The following is a 17,772-nucleotide window of genomic DNA, read 5'->3' as shown; positions in this document are numbered from 1 at the left end:
GCGTCGGCGCTCAAGACCAGTCGCCCTCTGGCGTGCCGTTGAAGCGCTTCTTCAGGCCGGCCCAGCAGTCGATGTAATTGTCCTGCCGGGTTTCGAGCTCGGCGCCATAGCGGGTCACCATTTGCGGAAAGCGTGTCTCGAACATGAAGGCCATGGTGTTGTCGAGCTTGACCGGTTTCAGCTCCGCGCGCGAGGCTTTTTCAAAGCCAGACGCATCTGGTCCGTGAGCCAGCATCATGTTGTGCAGGCTGATGCCGCCGGGCACGAAGCCCTCTTCCTTGGCATCGTACTGACCATGAATCAGGCCCATGAACTCGCTCATGATGTTGCGGTGATACCAGGGCGGCCGAAAAGTGTTTTCCGCCACAAGCCAGCGCGGCGGGAAGATGACGAAATCGATATTGGCGGTGCCTTCCTCGCCGCTCGGCGCGGTCAGCACGGTGAAGATCGATGGGTCAGGATGATCGAACAAGATCGCGCCGACCGGCGAAAAGGTCGCAAGATCATATTTGTAGGGCGAATAATTGCCGTGCCACGCCACCACATCCAGCGGCGAATGATCGATCTCGGTGACATGGAACTGGCCACACCATTTCGCGATCAGCCGGCACGGTGTTTCCTTGTCCTCGAACCAGGCACAGGGCGTCTTGAAATCGCGCGGATTGGCCAGGCAGTTGGCGCCAATCGGGCCGCGATCCGGCAGCGTCAGCTTGGCGCCGTAATTCTCGCAGACATAGCCGCGCACTTGCGGATCCACCAGTTCGACCTTGAACACCAGACCGCGCGGCAGCACGGCGATCTCGCCCGGCCTGAGTTCGATGACGCCCATCTCGGTGACGAAGCGCAAGGCTCCAACCTGCGGCACGACCAGCAACTCGCCATCGGCGTTGAAGAAATGGTCGTCGGCCATCGAACGGTTGGCGACATAGACATGTGCCGCCATGCCGGTCTGGCTAAGCACGTCGCCGGCGGTGGTGATCGAGCGCATGCCGGCAATGAAATTGGTCGGTTCCTTCGGCATCGGCACGGGGCTCCAGCGATACTGGCCGAGTGCGAGCTGATGGTCGCCGACGTTCGGCGCGCTTTTCCAAAGCGGATAATTCGCCGCTTTGAAGCGGCCGGTGTGCCTGACGCTTGGCCTTATCCGATAAAGCCAGGAGCGCTCATTGGTGCCGCGCGGCGCGGTGAATGGAGAGCCCGAAAGCTGCTCGGCATAGAGGCCGTAAGCCGGCCGCTGCGGCGAGTTTCGCCCTTGCGGCAGCGAGCCCGGCAGAGTCTCGGTCTCGAAGTCGTTGCCGAAACCCGGCATGTAGGAATAGGCCATGGAATCCTCCCGAATTCATGGTCTTGGAGCATCGTTTGCGCATCCGCAAAGATGCTCCGAGTTGACCATACCGGTTTCATTTGTAACCATTGAAAATGTAACCATCAACGGTGATTTCGGCATGAGCCGCCAGCATGCCAGTCAGGGCCAACCATGGAAATCCTCGAACTGGAATCCTTCCTGCCTTACCGGCTCTATCGGCTCGCCGATGCCGTCAGCCGCGAATTCTCAAGGATATACAAGGACCGCCACGGCCTGACCCGGCCCGAATGGCGCACGCTTGCGGGACTTGGACAGCACGGCACGATGACGGCGACGGCGCTCGGCGAGCAATCGGCCATGCACAAGACCAAGGTTTCGCGCGCGGTCGCCGAACTCGAGCGGCGCCGCTGGCTGACCCGCACGCCAGACGAGAAAGACCGTCGCGTCGAGCATCTGACGCTGACCAAGGCTGGCGTTACTGCCTATCGCGAGATGGTGCCGCTGGCGAAGGAGTTCGAGCGGGAGCTGCTGGAGAGGCTTGGTGCGGAAGAGCGGGCGGCGATTGTCGGTGGGGTAGCGGCGCTGGAGGCAAAACTCACCTTGGGTTGAAAATCCTCCCTCAGCTTCGACCGTCGCAGAAATCAGATGGCTTGGGCAGGCGACGCTCCTAAACCGTAATAGGCGCGTTCGGCTTCAATGATGCCTCTGACATAGCTTCGAAATGCTACCGGATCATCGATGTAAGTCAGGAGCACCTGCGCTTGCGAAGCCGCGTGTCTTCGAACGCTTTCAAACAGCCGCCTCGCTGTTTCAAAATCACCAGCCAAGCCGGCCGCCACCCCGGCATTGAGAGCTGCCCATTCGCCGTATGCACGGGGCTGCAATTCATTCACGAGGATCGTCGCCGCCGCCTGAACGGAAGGGAACATCGATCGGTGAACCTGATCGATTTCGACTGCCTCCCTGGCCATTTGACCTACCAAGGGGAGAAACTGCTCTGGGCTCTCGAACTCAACAAAGGAGCCAACGCGCTCAACGCGATCGAACGTCAATGTGAATGGCGGCAAACCCCAAAGCCAGTGAACCGCTAAATTCAGGTAAGAGCCTTTCGACCAAGAGCTGGGTTGGAACTCGACAACACTTAGCCAGAAGCCACGGTCGGCAATCCAGGTTCGCGACTGACCCTTCCGCCGAAATCCAGCAGGCTGCAATGCGATCCTTGCCTGCGAAGCAATGATACGTCCGTGCTCGTTATCCGCCATCTCGGTCCCTACATGACAGCAATGGGCGTGGCGCTACCAATCCATCACCACCTTGCCGGAATTGCCGCTCTTCATCGCCTCGAAGCCGGAAATATAGTCGTCAATGCCGATGCGATGCGTGATCAGGCCGCTGACATCGAGCGGGCCTTGCACCAGCGCGATCATCTTGTACCAGGTCTCGAACATCTCGCGGCCGTAGATGCCTTTCAGGTGCAGCATCTTGAAGATGACCTTGTTCCAGTCGATCTCGAAGCCGGTCGGCGCGATGCCGAGAATGGCGATCTTGCCGCCATTGTTCATGGTGTCGATCATGTCGCGGAAGGCAGGGGCTGCGCCCGACATTTCGAGGCCGACGTCAAAACCCTCGGTCATGCCGAGCGCCGGCATCACGTCGCGCAGCTTTTCCTTCGACGCATCGACGACATGCTGGACGCCGAGCTTTTTCGCCAGTGCCAGGCGCACCGGGTTGATGTCGGTGATGACCACTTTTCGCGCGCCGACGCACTGCGCCACCAGCGCGCCCATGATGCCGATCGGCCCGGCGCCGGTGACCAGCACGTCCTCGCCGACGAGATCAAAGGACAATGCGGTGTGAACCGCATTGCCCAAGGGATCGAATATCGCCGCGATCTCGTCCGGCACGTCGTCGGGGATCGGCACAACATTGTGCTGCGGGATCGCCAGGTATTCGCCAAAGGCGCCCGGCCGGTTGACGCCGACGCCGAGCGTGTTGCGGCACAGATGCCCCCTGCCCGCCCGGCAGTTGCGGCAATGGCCGCAGACGATATGGCCTTCTCCGGAAACGCGCTGGCCGAGTTTGTACTCGGTCACCGCCGTGCCGAAATCGGCGACGGTTCCGACGAATTCGTGGCCGGTCACCATCGGCACCGGCACCGTCTTTTGCGCCCACTGGTCCCAATTGTAGATGTGCACGTCGGTGCCGCAGATCGCCGTCTTCCTGATCTTGATCAGCACGTCGTTCGGACCGATTTCCGGCACCGGCACCTCTTCCATCCAGATGCCCGGCTCGGCCTTGGCCTTGACCAGCGCCTTCATCATGTTCGACATTCTCTTGTCCCCTGAACCTTAGTCGCCTGAACCTTAGTCGCCTGAACTTAGTCGCTTGAATCTTTTGATCCGGAATCGCTTTTCGGTCCCGGCCGCTCAGGAAATCACGCCGAGTTCGCGACCGACTGCGGCGAACGCCTCAACCGCACGATCGATGTCAGCGCTGGAATGGGCGGCCGACATTTGCGTGCGGATGCGCGCCTGGCCCTTCGGCACCACCGGGAACGAGAAGCCGATGACATAGATGCCGCGCTTCAGCATCCGCGCCGCCATTTCCTGTGCCAACGTCGCGTCGCCCAGCATCACCGGGATGATCGGATGGTCGGCGCCGGCCAGTGTAAAGCCGAGCCTGCCCATCTCGGAGCGAAACCGCGCTGCGTTGGCATATAGGCGCTGACGCAACGCATCGCCATTGCGGACCAGTTCGAACACCCGAATCGAGGCGCCGGCGATCGCCGGCATCAGCGTGTTGGAGAACAGATAGGGGCGCGAGCGCTGGCGCAGCCAGTCGACTACCTGCTTCCTGCCCGAAGTGTAGCCGCCCGACGCGCCACCCAACGCCTTGCCAAGCGTGCCGGTGATGATGTCCACCCTGCCCTCGACGCCGCAATGTTCGGCCGAGCCGCGGCCATTCCTGCCGACGAAACCAACTGCATGGCTGTCGTCGACCATCACCATCGCATCGTATTTGTCGGCGAGGTCGCAGACGCCCTTCAGATTGGCGATGATGCCATCCATAGAGAACACGCCGTCGGTGGCGATCAGCCGGAACCGGCAGTCGCGCGCCTCTTTCAACCGCGCCTCCAGATCGGCCATGTCGTTGTTGGCGTAGCGGAAGCGCTTTGCCTTCGACAGCCGCACGCCGTCGATGATCGAAGCGTGGTTCAGCGCATCGGAGATGACCGCATCCTCCTCGCCGAGCAGCGTCTCGAACAGGCCGCCATTGGCGTCGAAGCAGGAGCCGTAGAGGATCGTATCCTCCATGCCGAGGAAGCCAGAAATCGTCGCCTCGAGCTGCTTGTGTTCTTCCTGCGTGCCGCAGATAAAGCGCACCGACGCCATACCGTAGCCGTAGCGGTCAAGCGCCTGCTTGGCCGCTTTCCGCAGTTCGGCGCTGTCGGCGAGGCCGAGATAATTATTGGCGCAGAAATTCAGCACCTTCTCGCCGCCGACCTCGATCTCGGCCGATTGGGTCGAGGTTATCACCCGTTCGGATTTGTAAAGGCCGGCCGATTTCAGTCCTTCAAGCTCGCTGTCGATGTGGGAAAGGAATGCTTCGGTCATGATCAGGCCCTGTTGAGATCGACGAGGACTGTCGCGCCGCGCGGACGAAAAATCCATCGCAAAAGCGACCGCTTCGGTGGCGGCAATGGCACGGCAGAGGCCACGATGTTCAAATGCGGAGGCGCCGCGAAAGATTGCAATAACCACTTTGCGGGTTTCCCGCCGCGGTCGTCGCCGCCGGCCTGCTGCCGTCCCAAACCTGTTAACACTTTGAAGCCAAAGGTTGTCGGACAAGAATTCGTTGGCGAGAGGGCCGCCTCAGAAAATGTCGCAGCAGCCGGTGCACGCCGTTTCAGGCAGGCTCATACTCCTGATCAAATCCGGCTACTGGCTGGCTCTGTTGATCATAGCCGCCATGGTCGTGGCCTCCTTCATCCTGCTGCAACAGGTGATGTCTACCCAACGGCACAATCAGGCGCTGCTCGATATCGTCAGCACACAGAAAGCCCTGTCGCAGCGCATCGTCTTCCTCGCCGGCGCGACAGGCAGCGCTTCACGCGACCAGCAGCCGGCCCTGGTTAGCGCGCTCAAGCAAGCGACGGTGGAGTTCGAGAAGAACTACGATCTGCTGCTCGAACGGACCGCCGCCGATCCGGCGTCGCCGGCAAGGTTCGATCCGAAATCGATCGAGAGCGTGCTTTTCGCCAAGCCGTACCATCTCGACTATTTCTCGGTCGGGCTTATCGCCAACGGCGAACGCCTGATCTCGTCATTCGAATCGCGGCTCAACATGGCCGGCAATGGTGGCTACAAAGGCGGAGAGGAGCGCGTCAACCTGAACGCTTCCGTTGCCAACGCAACATTGTCGGGCTATGCCGCACTTGGCCAGCGCATCAGCGCCTTTGCAGACCAGCGATCCGAAACACTTCTCGATCTTAACCGCACATTGTTCTACTCGACCATCGGCGTCATCGTGCTGGTGGCGCTTTTCATTTTCAGGCCAATGTCGAATGCCATCCTGCGCAGGACGCGCGAGCTGGTCGATGCGCGCAATTCCATGGCCTTTATCGCCGTGCATGACGGGCTGACCGGCCTGCACAACCGCACCTTCCTGACCGAGCATTTCGATACGCTGATCAATGCGGCGCGGCGACGGCGTGAACGGGTTGCCGTTGTGCAGTTCGATCTCGACCGGTTCAAGCAGATCAACGACACGTTCGGCCACGCCGCCGGCGATTATGTGCTGGTGGCGGCTGCGCAGCGCATGCGTGATTCGTGCCGTACGTCGGATCTCAACGTGCGGCTCGGCGGCGATGAATTCGTCATGATTCTCAACGGTGCCGGCAGCACCGAGGACATCGATACCGTCGCCCGGCGCATCCTGACCAAGCTCAACAAGCCGATCGTCTTTCGAGGCACGACAATCCATCCGGGCGTAAGTGCCGGGATTGCGGTCTACCCTGTCGACGCCGACAATGCGCAGGATCTGCTCGTCCATGCCGATCTGGCGCTGTATTCCGCCAAGAAGCAGGGCGGCGGCAGCTTGTCGTTCTTCTCCGAGGAGCTGAGGCACGAACTCGATTATCGCAAGCAGCTCGAGCTCGACATCAGGACCGCCATCTCGGAGAAGGCGTTCGAAGTCTATTTCCAGCCGCAAGTCTCGCTGTGGGACGGCGGCATCAGCGGCATCGAGGCTCTGGTTCGCTGGAGACATGCCGAGCGCGGCATGATCGCGCCGGGCGAGTTCATTCCGATCGCGGAAAAATGCGGACTCATGCCCGAGATCGGCCGCATCGTCATTGCCAAGGCGATCGACGAAGCAGCCGAATGGAACCGCGCAGGCATCGCCTTCGGGCGGATCGCCGTCAATGTATCCGGCTCGGAGCTGCGCGAGACAGATTTCGAAGTCTTCCTGTTCGACATGCTGGAGAGGGCTGGCCTGCCAGCGCACAAACTGTCGCTGGAGATCGTCGAATCCGTCATCCTCGACGACGAGAAGACCGGTATCGCGGCAAAGCTGCGGCACATTCGCGCCGCCGGCATCCATCTTGAGCTCGATGATTTCGGCACCGGCTACGCATCGCTCAGCCATGTCAATCCAAACGAGATCGATCGGCTGAAGATCGACCGCCGTTTCGTCCAGAACATCAACGAGAACAGCGGCAACACCAAGATCGTGCGTGCCCTCACAGAACTCGCCCGCGGTCTCGGCATCTCGATCGTTGCCGAGGGCGCTGAAACCGAAGCCGAGCTCGACTCGCTGATGGCGATCGGCTGCGACCAGGTGCAAGGCTATTCCATCGCTTTCCCGATGCCGCCGGACAGCGTGCGCGAATGGCTGCTGGCGCGAACGCCCAAGAAGGCCAGGCTGACGGTGCTGCAGGGCTGCCGGGCGTAGATCCGTCATGGTTCGGACTTGCGAACCGACCTGATCTGCCGAGGCGGAAGGTCATCCTCATCACCGGGAAATCCTGCCAGCAATTGTCCAAAGCTGGGCACACGCGCCAGTCTTTCGTAGTCCTGAAACGACAGAATGACCGCCTGCTTGCGGCCGTGCCGGGTGATGATGGCGGGTTCTCCCGCGACGACCTGATCGAGTAGCGCCGAGAGTGTAGCCCCGGCATCCTTCAGCGAAATTTCGCGCATGGCGTTTCCTATCCTAATTTCTAACCCTCGACATTGGCCCGCAACGCGGCCAGCACCTGTGCAAACTCCGCCAGCCTGTCGTCGGACAGTCCTTTCCGCAGCCGCTTGTCGAAGGCTAACGCGGCGGTGCGCAATTTCAGGAACAGCGCTTCTCCGGCTTGGGTCAGCTCCACCTGGTGAACCCGGCGGTTCTCGGGATCGCGGCGGCGCATCAGCAGGCCTTGCGTCTCCATGGCGTTGAGGTGGTGGGTCAGCGTTGCGCCCCGGATGCCGATCATGCCGGCGAGCTCGCGTTGGTTGGCCAGCTCCCGCGACTTGACCGACAGCAACGTGACCCAGACCGGCAGCGTGCCGCCTGCCTCGACCAAGGCAGCGTCGAAAGCCTGCGCAACCAGCTTGGCGGTGCGCGCGAGATTCATCCCGATCGGCGGGCGGTCAAAGGGCGTCATGATCCGACACTAGAACAAGGGCAAAGCCTAAGGAACCGGCTCGAGCTTATGCGTTGACATCTAATCATTTGATATCTATCAATATGCCTGGCGGTGGGCAAGAGAGGATATGCGGTCATGCAATATGTCTACATCATCGTCCTCGGCCTTCACGTCATGGCGGGCGTGTTCTGGGCCGGCACCACCATCGCGGTCGCCCGCGAACCGGAGATCAGGGCGGAACGTTTCTTCCGGCCGCAAATGGGCGCAGCCGGCGTGGTTTTCCTCACGGGCTTGCTGCTGTGGTATTTCTTCCACAACGGCTCTTTCGGCTCGATGGAGAAGGTCTTGGCGCTGGGCATCTTGACGGCGTTAATCGCCGCCGGGGTTCAGGGCGCGCTGGTGGGTTCCGCCAGCAGGCAGTTGGCCGGGGCCGATGCGGCGAAGCAAACCCAATTGCGCGCCAAGATGACAAAAGGCGAACGCATCGCTGGCGGCCTGCTGGTCATCACCGTGTTCTGCATGGCCACCGCCGGGATGTTTTGAGCGTCCTGCCGCAATCGCAAGATCGTACGGTGCCCGGCGATAGCCGGCGGCGTGCGCGGCGCGCAGACCGGACCGACGTGCCTGGTGGCTCTCCGTACGGAGGTTCGGCTGCGCGCCACCAATCAATCCAAAATATTCCTCAGATCCGCAAGCCGAACCTGATGCCGTCATAGATTGCGGCGTGGATGTTGCGCGAGGCTACTGCATCGCCGATGCGGAAGAGCACGAAACCACTCTGCGGATTGCGCACCGGAAAGATGTCGCCGCCATTGACCAGTTTTTCGTAATCGATCGCGCCGGCGTTCTTCGACAGCGGCTTCAGCGCCAGGTAGAGATCGTCGAGCGGCAGCGTGCCGTGCTCGACCACCACCTGGTCGACGCGCCGCTCGCCGCGCCAGCCATCGGCGAAGTCGGAGGCGAGCTCGGCGATCAGCTGGTTGCCTTCGCGCCGCACAGAACGTAGCCGTGTGTTGATGGTCACCGTGACCCCCTTTTCCTGGAAGGCGCGCATGTAGGGCACATGATTCATGCCGCCCATTTCCGGGGCGAAGAAGCGCTCTGGTGAAACCAGCTCCAGCCTGGCGCCGCTATTGGCGATCAGTTCGGCGGCACCCATGCCCTGGTGGCCGCCGTTGTCGTCATAGAGCAGCACGTTCTCGGCCGGCTTGACGCTGCCGGCCATGATGTCCCAGCTCGAGGTGACGAGATCGTCGCCCGCCGTCAGAGGCGGGTTCTGCGGCAGGCCGCCAGTGGCGACCACCACCACGTCCGGCGACAGCGCCAGCACGTCGTCCGTCTCCGCCCATTTGTCGTAGCGGATCTCGACGCCCAGCCGGTCGAGTTCGGCCAGGCGCCAGTCGATGATGCCGATCAATTCCTTGCGGCGCGGGTTTTGCGTTGCCAGCCGCACCTGGCCGCCGGCCTGGCTCGATGCTTCCAGCACCGTCACCTGGTGCCCGCGCTCGGCGGCGACGCGCGCTGCCTCCAGCCCGCCGGCGCCGGCGCCGACGACGACCACCTTCCGCTTCGGTCCCTCGGTTTTCGGAATAATATGCGGGATATCAGCCTCGCGGCCCGTCGCCGCATTGTGGATACACAGCGCCTCGCCGCCCTCATAAATGCGGTCGAGGCAATAGGTGGCGCCGACGCAAGGGCGGATCTCGTGCTCGCGGCCTTCCATCACTTTTTTGACGATATGCGGGTCGGCAATGTGGGCGCGCGTCATGCCGACCATGTCGAGCTTGCCGGTGGCGATGGCGTGACGCGCGGTGGCGACGTCGGAAATCCGCGCCGCATGGAAGGTCGGGAATTTCGTCGCCGCTCTCACCTCCCCTGCGAAGTCGAGATGCGGTGACGAGCGCATGCCGGTCACCGGGATGACCTTGGTCAGCGCCGCATCGGTCTCGATCGAGCCACGGATGATGTTGAGGAAATCGACCTTGCCGGAGCCGGCCAGCCGCCTGGCGATTTCGACGCCCTCCTGTTTCGACAGGCCTTTCTCGAAATCCTCGTCGGCGACCATGCGGATGCCGACGACGAACTTTTCGCCGACCGCGGCACGCACTGCGTCGAGCACCATTCCGGTGAAGCGCAGCCGGTTGTCGAGCGAGCCGCCGAAATCGTCGTCGCGCTGGTTGGTGGCCGGCGACCAGAAACCGTCCATCAGATGGCCGTAGGCTTCGAACTCGATGCCGTCGAGGCCGGCAGCCTGGCAGCGCTGCGCGGCCGCCGCATAGTCGGCGACGATGCGCTCGATATCCCAGTCCTCGATAGTCTTGGGAAAGGCGCGATGGGCCGGTTCGCGCACCGGCGAAGCCGACAGGACGGGCAGCCAGTCGGCCTTGTTCCAACCGGTGCGGCGGCCGAGATGGGTGATCTGTATCATCACCTTGCAATCGTGCTCGTGGCAGGCATCGGTAAGCTCGGCGAGCCACGGCACGATGCGGTCGTCATAGACATGCAGATTGCCAAAAGCGGCCGGGCTGTCGCGCGAGACGATCGCCGAACCGGCGGTCATGGTCAGCGCCATGCCGCCCTTGGCCTTTTCGGCATGGTAGAGCCGATAGCGTTCCTTCGGCATGCCGTCCTCGGAATAGGCCGGCTCATGGCTGGTCGACATCACCCGGTTCTTCAGCGTCAGATGCTTGAGCTGATAGGGCTGGAGGAGCGGGTCGTTGCTAGTCATCATCTTCCTGCTGTTTCAAATTGTGCTAATGAGCGGCAAATTTCTGTTTTTACGCATGTCGCTGTCCCAAAATCGCTGCGCAGTTTTGGGCGACATGCAGCAAGGAACCTGCTCATGACCGATACGAAAAACCTCACCCAGCTCGGCACCAACGTCGAGGCGCCACAGAGCCCTGAAGCCGCAGTCCTGGAAACCGTGCCGTTTTCGCGTGGCGACGGCCCGCCGGCCATCGTTCGCTTCACCTGCCCGGAATTCACTTCGCTCTGCCCGGTCACCGGCCAGCCGGACTTCGCCCATATCGTCATCGAGTACGCACCCGATGCGCTGCTGGTGGAATCGAAGTCGCTCAAGCTGTTCATGACCTCGTTTCGCAACCATGGCGCCTTCCACGAAGAATGCACCGTCATGATCGGCCGCCGCATCATCGCCGCGACCAAGCCATTGTGGTTGCGCATCGGCGGCTATTGGTATCCGCGCGGCGGCATTCCGATCGACGTGTTCTGGCAAACCGGCGCGCCGCCGGAAGGTGTGTGGCTGCCCGACACCGGCGTCGCCCCCTATCGCGGGCGCGGCTAATCGGACGGAGCGGCTCACCTGATCCCGGTCCGGCACAGGTTGGTCCCCAGGAAAGGCATCACGGCGTCGCGGTACCGCTGTTGGTCATAGCGATAGAGATCAACGCGCCGCGCGCCGTCGAACCAGACCAGCTTTGCGTCAGCGCCTGCCGCATCTTTCAACGCCAGTGTCTGGCTGCGAGCGACAAACGGATCCGAATTGCCTGCTAGCAGCAATATCGGCCGATGAATCTCGCCGATGCGATCGACCGGCCTAACATCATCTACCCCGAAGCCAAGGCGGAGCTGCATCTGCGCCAAGAGGATGGTCGCCTGTACGTCGCGCAACATAGGCAAGGGCGCTCGCAACGCCGTGGTTTCCAGCAAAGTCGCGTAGATCTGCTCCAGGACATAGGCATCGGCATGCTCCTGCTGAGCGCCAAATACAAAAGCAGCCGCACCGAGCGACGAGCCGATGGCCGCCACCTTGCGACCGGCGAAGCGTTGCCGCGCAAAGGCGAGGATGCGGCTGGCGTCCTGCCGTTCGATGTAACCAAAGCCTCTGATATCGCCGCCGCTTTCGCCATGTCCCGACAGATCGAACAGCACGATCGAGTAGCCGCTTTCGAAAAGCAGCTTCGCTCTTGGAACCATGGCCAGCTTGTTTGAACCGCGTCCGTGTAACAGCACGATTGTTCCGCAACTGTCCTGCCGATCCGCCACCCAACCGGCGAGGTCGGGCGCGCCCTCCTGCTTCAGAACGATGCGCTCCACCGGTAACCCCACAGGCAGCGTGAAGCTTTGCTGAGGCACGCGGGCCACCGCGCGGCTTCCTGCCTCCCAGGTGACAGCGCAGGCCAGGACGCAAACCGCCGCGAATAAAGCAACCACGACAGGACCTCTTCTCATCGATCGGTCACGTGCACTTCGCATCAGTTGAGCGGCAGCCGCCGGTAGCGGCTGGGGTTGTTCGGGTCGCTGAAATGGTGCATCGGCCCGTGTTCGGCAAAGTGCGCTGACCAGCGTTTCATTGCCGCCGGATCGAGTTCGACGCCCAGCCCGTCACCCTCCGGCACACGCACCGTGTTGGCGATCTGACGGAATGGGCCATCCTTGATGACGTCGCCGATCTGCCAGCGAAACAGCGACTGCGACGCTTCCGTGATCCACGGCGTCGCCGCTACGACGTGCAGATAAGCCGATGTCATGATGCCGAGATCGTTCGAATAGCACCAGAACCCCTTGCCCATCGCCTCACAGGCGGCGATGAATTTCAGAGTTTTGGACAATCCGCCGAGTGCTGCGAAATTGCAGACGAAGTAATCCGGCGCACCGAGCGCGACTGCCCGTCTGATATCCGGGATGTGGGTGGAGAACGGAATGCGCGAATGCTGGCGCAGCGCAGCCATCTCGTCGAAGGTCGCGACCGGATCCTCGTAATTGCGGATGTTGAACGGCTCGATCTCGCGCAGCACCCAGCGCGCTGTGGTCAGCGACCACTGCATGTTGGAATCGAGTTTGATCTGCGCTTTATCGCCAAGCGCCTCGCGCAGCATGCGCACTGTCCTGATCTCGAGCTCGGGATCGCCCATGATCAGCTTGCCCTCGAAGATCGTCGAGCCGTGCTGTTCTCGCATGCCGAGACAGTAGTCGACGATCGCTTCGGCGGTCATCTCGCCGCCGGCTCCGCCTTGAGCGGGGCGAAAGGCGAAATATTCCGAAAACGGAATGTCCTTGCGCACCGCGCCGCCGAGCAGCTTGTAGAGCGGCATGCCGAAGACCTTGCCTCTTATATCCCACAGCGCCAGTTCGACGGCGCCGAACGCCACCGTGGCTGCGTTCTCGCCGGTGTTGGCGGTGATCTGCCAGGGCGGCACACAGCGCGCCTCGCAGTCGGCGATGTCGAGCGGATCGGCGCCAATCAGCGCCGGCGCGATCTCGGCCTTGATCACCTCGCCGAAATGCCACCATGGCGCCTCGCCCAGTCCGACCACGCCTTCGTCCGTCTCGACCTCGATGATCGATTTCGAGGCGCCGCCGTAGAGACCAGCCGTCCACCAGAACGGAGCATCGAGCGGGACGTTGACGTGGGTGACGCGGATGTTGGTGATCTTCATCGGTTCCGTTCTCACTCGCACTGGTATTGGCTGAGCGCCCATTCGCCGGTCACCGAGAGAAGGTCGGATATCTTCCAGTCGCCATCGACTTTCCTGAATTTCCACTCCAGCCGGTGCGGGTTGCCGGCGACGACGAAGGCGACGACGACCTTGGCCTCGTCGCCTTTGATCGCTTCGATGGTCTTCAGGCTGTTGTCGATCTCCGCCTTGTCGTATTCGGAATTGTCGAGTGCCATGTTGGGATCGAGGCACTCGCCCTGCCCCGACTTGCGGAGAGCATCGCTCTTGTCGAGCACCGACTTTGCCGGGTCGGTGAAATGGCCCCGCTGAGCCGGATCGACCTCGAGCCCGGCATGCTCGTAGAACGGCTTCACCACCGCAGTCGGCGAGCCCGGCTGCACGGGTGCGTTTTCTGCCGGCGGAGGTGCCGCACTGTCGGCCGGCGCGTTTGCGGGCGGCGCGCCGAACAGGCCCTGAGCGGCGGCGCTGCTCAATCCGGCCAGCAGGCACGCAGTCGCCAGAACCCAGGGACGGCAGCGGAGCACGGCATCACTCCGGCGACTGCCCGGCAAGGCATTCGAGCGCACTCAGGGTCCAGCCGCTGGTCTTCGAGGTGATGTCGGCGATCTTCCAATGGCCGTCGATCTTCTTCAACGACCAGACCATTTCGCGTTTGGAATCATCGCCTTCCGGAAAAAGGTTGAACGTCGCCGTCACCTCGGCGCTGTCGCCATCCAGCGTTTCGGCCAGCGTCAGCGTCTTGGCCACGGTCTTCTCGTCATAGTCCTGCGCATCGAGACCAGGGGCGAAGTCGATGCAGGGAACTTCATCCGGATGGTTCTTTGCGGCATTGTCGTTCAGTTCGAACAGTTTCGTCACCGGTGCGGTGAAGCGGTCGCGATATTGCGCATCGGCCTCGAATTTGACCGACGGGACATAAAAGAACTTCACGGCGTTGGCAGCAGGGCCGGCAAACGCGGCCGCCGGCACGGCCATCGAAAGCGCGGCAACAAAAAGTGGCAGTTTCATGGGTGTCCCCGATTGTTCACTGACGGAAGCTATCAGTACCACGCATCTTGCCCGTCGGCTTTCTTGCGGTCCATGAAATCCTGCAACGTCTCGTCTGCTGGCAACTCAGGCGTTCAGCCAGACATCCTGGAGATCCATCTCGAAGGTTTGGTGGACACCGTAGTTCTTCACCTTCTCATTCATGTGGCTGAACAGCTTCTGCCAAAACGGCTGAATGATGACGCCCGAATCCTGCAGGATCTGCTCGATGTCCTTCATGACCTCGCGGCGCTTTTCCACGTCGATGAGCGAAAGAGCCTGCTTGAGCTTGGCGTCGAAATCAGGGTTCGAGTAGCCGGTTTCGTTCCAGGCCTCGCCGGTGCGATAGCCGAGCGCCAACACCTGTACGCCAAGCGGGCGCATGTACCAGATGGTCATCGAATAGGGGTATTTCGTCCAGTCGTTCCAGAAGGTCGACCCCGGCAGCACGGTGCGCTTCACCTTGATCCCGGCATCGCGCAACTGGCCGGCAATAGCGTCGCCGGTGTTCTTTTGCCAATCGTCCTCGACGGTGATCAGTTCATGCTCGAAGTCGTCCTGCCCGGCATCGGCCATAAGCTTCCTGGCGCCCGCGGCGTCGCGTGTCTTCTTGGGCAGCGCGTAGTATTCCGGATGAATCGGGCTGACGTGGTGGTTTTCACCAACAGTGCCTCGCCCGGCGTAGCCAAGTTCGAGCACCGCTTTGTTGTCGACGGCCATCTGGAGGGCGTTGCGAACCCGCTTGTCGTCATAGGGCTTGTTCGTGATGTTGGTCCGGGCGACGAGCGTGGTCGCTGTCGCGACCTCCGATTTGACCAGCCCCATCTTGTCGAGGATGTCTATGAAGTCGGCCGGCGTCTCGAAGTTGAGGTCGATTTCGCCGGAGTCGAATGCATTTATCGAGGCGTTGAAATCGGTTCCGTAGTCGATGAATTCGACGCCGTCGAGAAGCGCTTCACCGCCCCACCATTTGCCATTCTCACGACGCTTGACGACCGCTTTCTGGCCGACCGCATAAGACACCAGTTCGAACGGCCCGGTGCCAATCGGCTTCTCAATCGGATTGGCGCCGTCGGCGTCGAAGTTGCGATGGACCACCAGCGCCGGATAGTCGGTGAAGTTCGGGATCAGCGAGATGTCCGGTTCGTTCAGCTTCAGCTTCACCGTGTTGTCGTCGACCTTGGTGATCGCCCCTTCCCTGGCCTTGCCGGTCTTTGCATCGATCAGCGCACCGACGCGCGCGGCCATCGAATTGCCGGCGGCAGCCTTCTCGCACCAGCGCGTCAGATTGTAGGCCACGTCATCGGCGTTGAAAGCATCGCCGTTGTTCCAGGCGATGCCCTTGCGCACATGCAGCACGTATTCGGTGGCGTCGTCGTTGACCTCCCAGCCTTCGAGCAGAACCGGCTCGAATGTGAACTGGCGGGTGTAGCGGACAAGCGGCTCGAGCCAGCAGCGTGAAATGTTCGCAAGTTCCACCCAGTCGTAGGTGCGCGTGTCCTTTTGCGCCTTCACCGACATCGAAACGTGCAGCGTTCCGCCTTTCTTCGGCTCTTCAGCCAAAGCCCGCTCCGGCACGGCAAGTCCAATCATGCCGTAGGCAAGGGCCGTCGATGCGCCGAAAGCGCTTGCCAGGGCCAGAAACTCCCGCCGGTCGACGCGACCGGCGCGCGCCTCGCTGGCCATTGCTTCGATGGCGCTCGGTACGCGATCGCCGTTGCTTCTGAAGAGTGTCATTTTTTCCTCCCTTATGGTTCGCATCGGGTCTTCGCCCGTGATCAACTAACGCTGTCCGGCAGTTTCTCCTCGCGCCGCGCAATCAAATCTTTGAGACCATCGGCGATGCCCTCATCGAGCTTCGGCTCCTCATAATCGGCGAGCATGTTGCGCGCTTTCTCGCGGCCGCGGGTGTCGTGGTCCTTTGCTCCTTCCGCCTTCCACTGTTCGAACGAATTGAAGTCCATGATGCTCGGTATGAAGAAGGCGGACTCGAAATGTTCAAGCGTGTGCTGGGTGCCGAGGAAATGGCCCTGCGGTCCGACCTCGCGGATAGCCGCCATAGCCTCCTTGAAATCGTCGAATGGCAGCCCGCCAGCATATTTGTACCAGCCGACAAGCTGCTCGCAGTCGGTGGCAAATTTCGAATAGCCGCAGGTCAGGCCGGCCTCGAGCCAACCGGCGGAGTGCCAGATGTAGTTGGCGCCGGCAAGGATGGCGGCATGCATCAGCATGTTCGCCTCGTAGCCCGCCTGGGCGTCGTTCAGCTTCGAGCCGACATGGAAACCGGACGTGCGCCACGGCAGACGATACTTCCGCGCCAGCGCGCCCATGAGATACATCATCTGGGCCGCCTCCGGCGTGCCGCCCATGGGAGCGCCGGTCTTCATGTCGACCGTCACCATGAACTGTCCGTAGATCTGCGGCGAACCCGGACGCAGGAGCTGTGTGAACGCGACGCCCGCCAGCGCTTCGGCATTGACCTGCGCGACCGCACCGACGGCAGAGGCCGAAGTCGAGGCGCCGCAAAGGGCGAAGGGGGCGAGGATCAGCGGCTGGTTGTGGCGCGCATAGACTTTCATCGCGTCCAGCATGGTGGCGTCCCACACCAGCGGCGAATTGCAGTTGGTGATCGACACCAGGACCGGGTTGTCGCGGACATAGTCCTCGCCGAACACGATGCCTGCCATCGCCATCGTGTCTTCGGCTCGATCCCTGGAGGTCACGATGCCCATGAACGGCTTGTCGGAGTGCTTCAGCGCCGAATGGATGATGTGGAGGTGACGTTTCGGCACCGCGATTTCCATCGGCTCGCAGATGATCGAGCTCGACGAATGCAGCGCCGGCGCCATGTAGGCGAGCTTGTGGAAATTGTTGAGGTCGGCGAGTGTGCCGTAGCGCCTGTTGTTGTCGAGGTCGCGCACGTAAGGCGCCCCGTACATCGGCACGAAGATGGAGTTGTTGCCACCCACACGTACGGAACGCTGGGGATTCCTCGCATTGAGCGTGAACTCCGGCGGGACCTTCGAGATGAGCTCCATCAGCAGGGCGCGGTCGATCCGGACCCTTGTCTCCGAGACATCGGCGCCCGCCGCCTTCCACATTGCGATCGCCTCGTCGTCGCGGAACTCGCATCCCACTTCTTCGAGGATGGAGAGCGACTCCTGGTGGATCAGCTCCACCGCCTCGTCCGGAACCATCTGATAGACGGGGATCTGGCGGACCAGGGTTGGAAACGACGCTATGGGTGCGCCCCGCAGCGCCTTGCGCCCCAGGCGGCCACCGCTGCGGCGGTTGGTGTGTTCGCTCACTTCAACGGCCGGTGCGTTCATGGAGGCTCCATCTTCCTGTCTCGACCAATCTAGCCAGACAAAATGCGGCTGTGACGCTGG

General features: G+C 61.8%; 17 protein-coding genes. 4 read left to right on the top strand and 13 right to left on the bottom strand.

The features are described from left to right. Nucleotides 1-10: 10 nt before the first annotated feature. Nucleotides 11-1,324 carry a homogentisate 1,2-dioxygenase gene (gene hmgA, locus NKI97_RS27365; protein ID WP_352452267.1) on the bottom strand — a complete coding sequence of 438 codons (1,314 nt, stop codon included), beginning with the start codon at nt 1,322-1,324 and terminating at the stop codon, nt 11-13. A gap of 153 nt (nt 1,325-1,477) precedes the next feature. Here hmgA and NKI97_RS27360 point away from each other — a divergent pair, with 153 nt between their 5' ends. Beyond that, the gene (locus tag NKI97_RS27360) at nt 1,478-1,915 is read left to right on the top strand and encodes a MarR family winged helix-turn-helix transcriptional regulator (RefSeq protein ID WP_352749510.1); all 438 of its coding nucleotides are present in this window, start codon (nt 1,478-1,480) and stop codon (nt 1,913-1,915) included. Between the two features lie 32 nt (nt 1,916-1,947). Here the strand turns inward: NKI97_RS27360 and NKI97_RS27355 are convergent, their stop codons facing one another. The 3 genes from NKI97_RS27355 to NKI97_RS27345 all read right to left on the bottom strand — a co-directional run bounded on the left by NKI97_RS27355 (nt 1,948) and on the right by NKI97_RS27345 (nt 4,920). Then, a complete protein-coding gene (locus NKI97_RS27355; RefSeq protein WP_352452269.1) occupies nt 1,948-2,568 on the bottom strand; it encodes a DUF4304 domain-containing protein in 621 nt (206 codons plus the stop codon). A 33-nt stretch (nt 2,569-2,601) separates the two neighbouring features. Then, the gene (gene tdh / locus NKI97_RS27350; protein WP_352452270.1) at nt 2,602-3,636 is read right to left on the bottom strand and encodes an L-threonine 3-dehydrogenase; all 1,035 of its coding nucleotides are present in this window, start codon (nt 3,634-3,636) and stop codon (nt 2,602-2,604) included. Between the two features lie 96 nt (nt 3,637-3,732). Then, on the bottom strand, nt 3,733-4,920 hold the full coding sequence (locus NKI97_RS27345; RefSeq protein WP_352749505.1) for a glycine C-acetyltransferase: 1,188 nt from the start codon (nt 4,918-4,920) through the stop codon (nt 3,733-3,735). Nucleotides 4,921-5,185: 265 nt separating this feature from the next. On the opposite strand from NKI97_RS27345, the gene NKI97_RS27340 reads away from it, so the two are divergent. Further along, nucleotides 5,186-7,258 carry a putative bifunctional diguanylate cyclase/phosphodiesterase gene (locus tag NKI97_RS27340; RefSeq protein ID WP_352837679.1) on the top strand — a complete coding sequence of 691 codons (2,073 nt, stop codon included), beginning with the start codon at nt 5,186-5,188 and terminating at the stop codon, nt 7,256-7,258. A 5-nt stretch (nt 7,259-7,263) separates the two neighbouring features. Here NKI97_RS27340 and NKI97_RS27335 read toward each other — a convergent pair whose 3' ends face one another. Beyond that, entirely contained in the window at nt 7,264-7,506 is a 243-nt protein-coding gene (locus NKI97_RS27335; RefSeq protein ID WP_352452273.1) for a type II toxin-antitoxin system Phd/YefM family antitoxin, read from the bottom strand. Nucleotides 7,507-7,526: 20 nt separating this feature from the next. Next, nucleotides 7,527-7,955 (bottom strand): MarR family winged helix-turn-helix transcriptional regulator, encoded by a 429-nt coding sequence (locus NKI97_RS27330; RefSeq protein WP_023674397.1) that lies wholly within the window; start codon nt 7,953-7,955, stop codon nt 7,527-7,529. Nucleotides 7,956-8,072: 117 nt separating this feature from the next. On the opposite strand from NKI97_RS27330, the gene NKI97_RS27325 reads away from it, so the two are divergent. After that, entirely contained in the window at nt 8,073-8,480 is a 408-nt protein-coding gene (locus NKI97_RS27325) for a hypothetical protein (protein ID WP_352837677.1), read from the top strand. A 139-nt stretch (nt 8,481-8,619) separates the two neighbouring features. Here NKI97_RS27325 and NKI97_RS27320 read toward each other — a convergent pair whose 3' ends face one another. Then, on the bottom strand, nt 8,620-10,665 hold the full coding sequence (locus NKI97_RS27320; RefSeq protein WP_352452274.1) for an oxidoreductase: 2,046 nt from the start codon (nt 10,663-10,665) through the stop codon (nt 8,620-8,622). A 114-nt stretch (nt 10,666-10,779) separates the two neighbouring features. On the opposite strand from NKI97_RS27320, the gene queF reads away from it, so the two are divergent. After that, on the top strand, nt 10,780-11,241 hold the full coding sequence (queF, locus tag NKI97_RS27315) for a preQ(1) synthase (RefSeq protein ID WP_352452275.1): 462 nt from the start codon (nt 10,780-10,782) through the stop codon (nt 11,239-11,241). Nucleotides 11,242-11,255: 14 nt separating this feature from the next. On the opposite strand, the gene NKI97_RS27310 is transcribed toward queF, so the two are convergent. The 6 genes from NKI97_RS27310 to NKI97_RS27285 form a co-directional block, all read right to left on the bottom strand. Next, nucleotides 11,256-12,041, bottom strand: coding sequence for an alpha/beta hydrolase (locus tag NKI97_RS27310; protein ID WP_352837675.1), 786 nt, complete (start codon nt 12,039-12,041; stop codon nt 11,256-11,258). A gap of 110 nt (nt 12,042-12,151) precedes the next feature. Continuing rightward, complete coding sequence (locus tag NKI97_RS27305; protein WP_352837673.1) at nt 12,152-13,336, bottom strand: mandelate racemase/muconate lactonizing enzyme family protein; 1,185 nt, start codon at nt 13,334-13,336, stop codon at nt 12,152-12,154. Nucleotides 13,337-13,347: 11 nt separating this feature from the next. Next, complete coding sequence (locus NKI97_RS27300; protein WP_352837672.1) at nt 13,348-13,881, bottom strand: hypothetical protein; 534 nt, start codon at nt 13,879-13,881, stop codon at nt 13,348-13,350. Between the two features lie 4 nt (nt 13,882-13,885). Beyond that, a complete protein-coding gene (locus tag NKI97_RS27295) occupies nt 13,886-14,365 on the bottom strand; it encodes a DUF3828 domain-containing protein (protein WP_352747026.1) in 480 nt (159 codons plus the stop codon). Nucleotides 14,366-14,470: 105 nt separating this feature from the next. Further along, entirely contained in the window at nt 14,471-16,120 is a 1,650-nt protein-coding gene (locus NKI97_RS27290; RefSeq protein ID WP_352747024.1) for an ABC transporter substrate-binding protein, read from the bottom strand. A gap of 41 nt (nt 16,121-16,161) precedes the next feature. Next, nucleotides 16,162-17,712, bottom strand: a complete 1,551-nt coding sequence (locus NKI97_RS27285) for a trimethylamine methyltransferase family protein (RefSeq protein WP_352837670.1) — start codon at nt 17,710-17,712, stop codon at nt 16,162-16,164. Nucleotides 17,713-17,772 lie beyond the last annotated feature (60 nt).

It is taken from the genome of Mesorhizobium sp. M0296, assembly GCF_040321675.1.
Lineage (GTDB): Bacteria > Pseudomonadota > Alphaproteobacteria > Rhizobiales > Rhizobiaceae > Mesorhizobium.
Note: the sequence above shows the minus strand (reverse complement) of the source record. Positions and strands in the feature narration are given on the sequence as shown.

Bases quoted from the DNA above. Each gene is read 5' to 3' on its own strand.
- NKI97_RS27295 (WP_352747026.1), bottom strand. From the start codon at position 14,365: ATGAAACTGCCACTTTTTGTTGCCGCGCTTTCGATGGCCGTGCCGGCG.
- NKI97_RS27335 (WP_352452273.1), bottom strand. From the start codon at position 7,506: ATGCGCGAAATTTCGCTGAAGGATGCCGGGGCTACACTCTCGGCGCTA.
- NKI97_RS27340 (WP_352837679.1), top strand. From the start codon at position 5,186: ATGTCGCAGCAGCCGGTGCACGCCGTTTCAGGCAGGCTCATACTCCTG.
- tdh (WP_352452270.1), bottom strand. From the start codon at position 3,636: ATGTCGAACATGATGAAGGCGCTGGTCAAGGCCAAGGCCGAGCCGGGC.
- NKI97_RS27360 (WP_352749510.1), top strand. From the start codon at position 1,478: ATGGAAATCCTCGAACTGGAATCCTTCCTGCCTTACCGGCTCTATCGG.
- hmgA (WP_352452267.1), bottom strand. From the start codon at position 1,324: ATGGCCTATTCCTACATGCCGGGTTTCGGCAACGACTTCGAGACCGAG.
- NKI97_RS27330 (WP_023674397.1), bottom strand. From the start codon at position 7,955: ATGACGCCCTTTGACCGCCCGCCGATCGGGATGAATCTCGCGCGCACC.
- NKI97_RS27290 (WP_352747024.1), bottom strand. From the start codon at position 16,120: ATGACACTCTTCAGAAGCAACGGCGATCGCGTACCGAGCGCCATCGAA.
- NKI97_RS27345 (WP_352749505.1), bottom strand. From the start codon at position 4,920: ATGACCGAAGCATTCCTTTCCCACATCGACAGCGAGCTTGAAGGACTG.
- NKI97_RS27320 (WP_352452274.1), bottom strand. From the start codon at position 10,665: ATGACTAGCAACGACCCGCTCCTCCAGCCCTATCAGCTCAAGCATCTG.
- NKI97_RS27355 (WP_352452269.1), bottom strand. From the start codon at position 2,568: ATGGCGGATAACGAGCACGGACGTATCATTGCTTCGCAGGCAAGGATC.
- NKI97_RS27305 (WP_352837673.1), bottom strand. From the start codon at position 13,336: ATGAAGATCACCAACATCCGCGTCACCCACGTCAACGTCCCGCTCGAT.
- NKI97_RS27325 (WP_352837677.1), top strand. From the start codon at position 8,073: ATGCAATATGTCTACATCATCGTCCTCGGCCTTCACGTCATGGCGGGC.
- NKI97_RS27285 (WP_352837670.1), bottom strand. From the start codon at position 17,712: ATGAACGCACCGGCCGTTGAAGTGAGCGAACACACCAACCGCCGCAGC.
- queF (WP_352452275.1), top strand. From the start codon at position 10,780: ATGACCGATACGAAAAACCTCACCCAGCTCGGCACCAACGTCGAGGCG.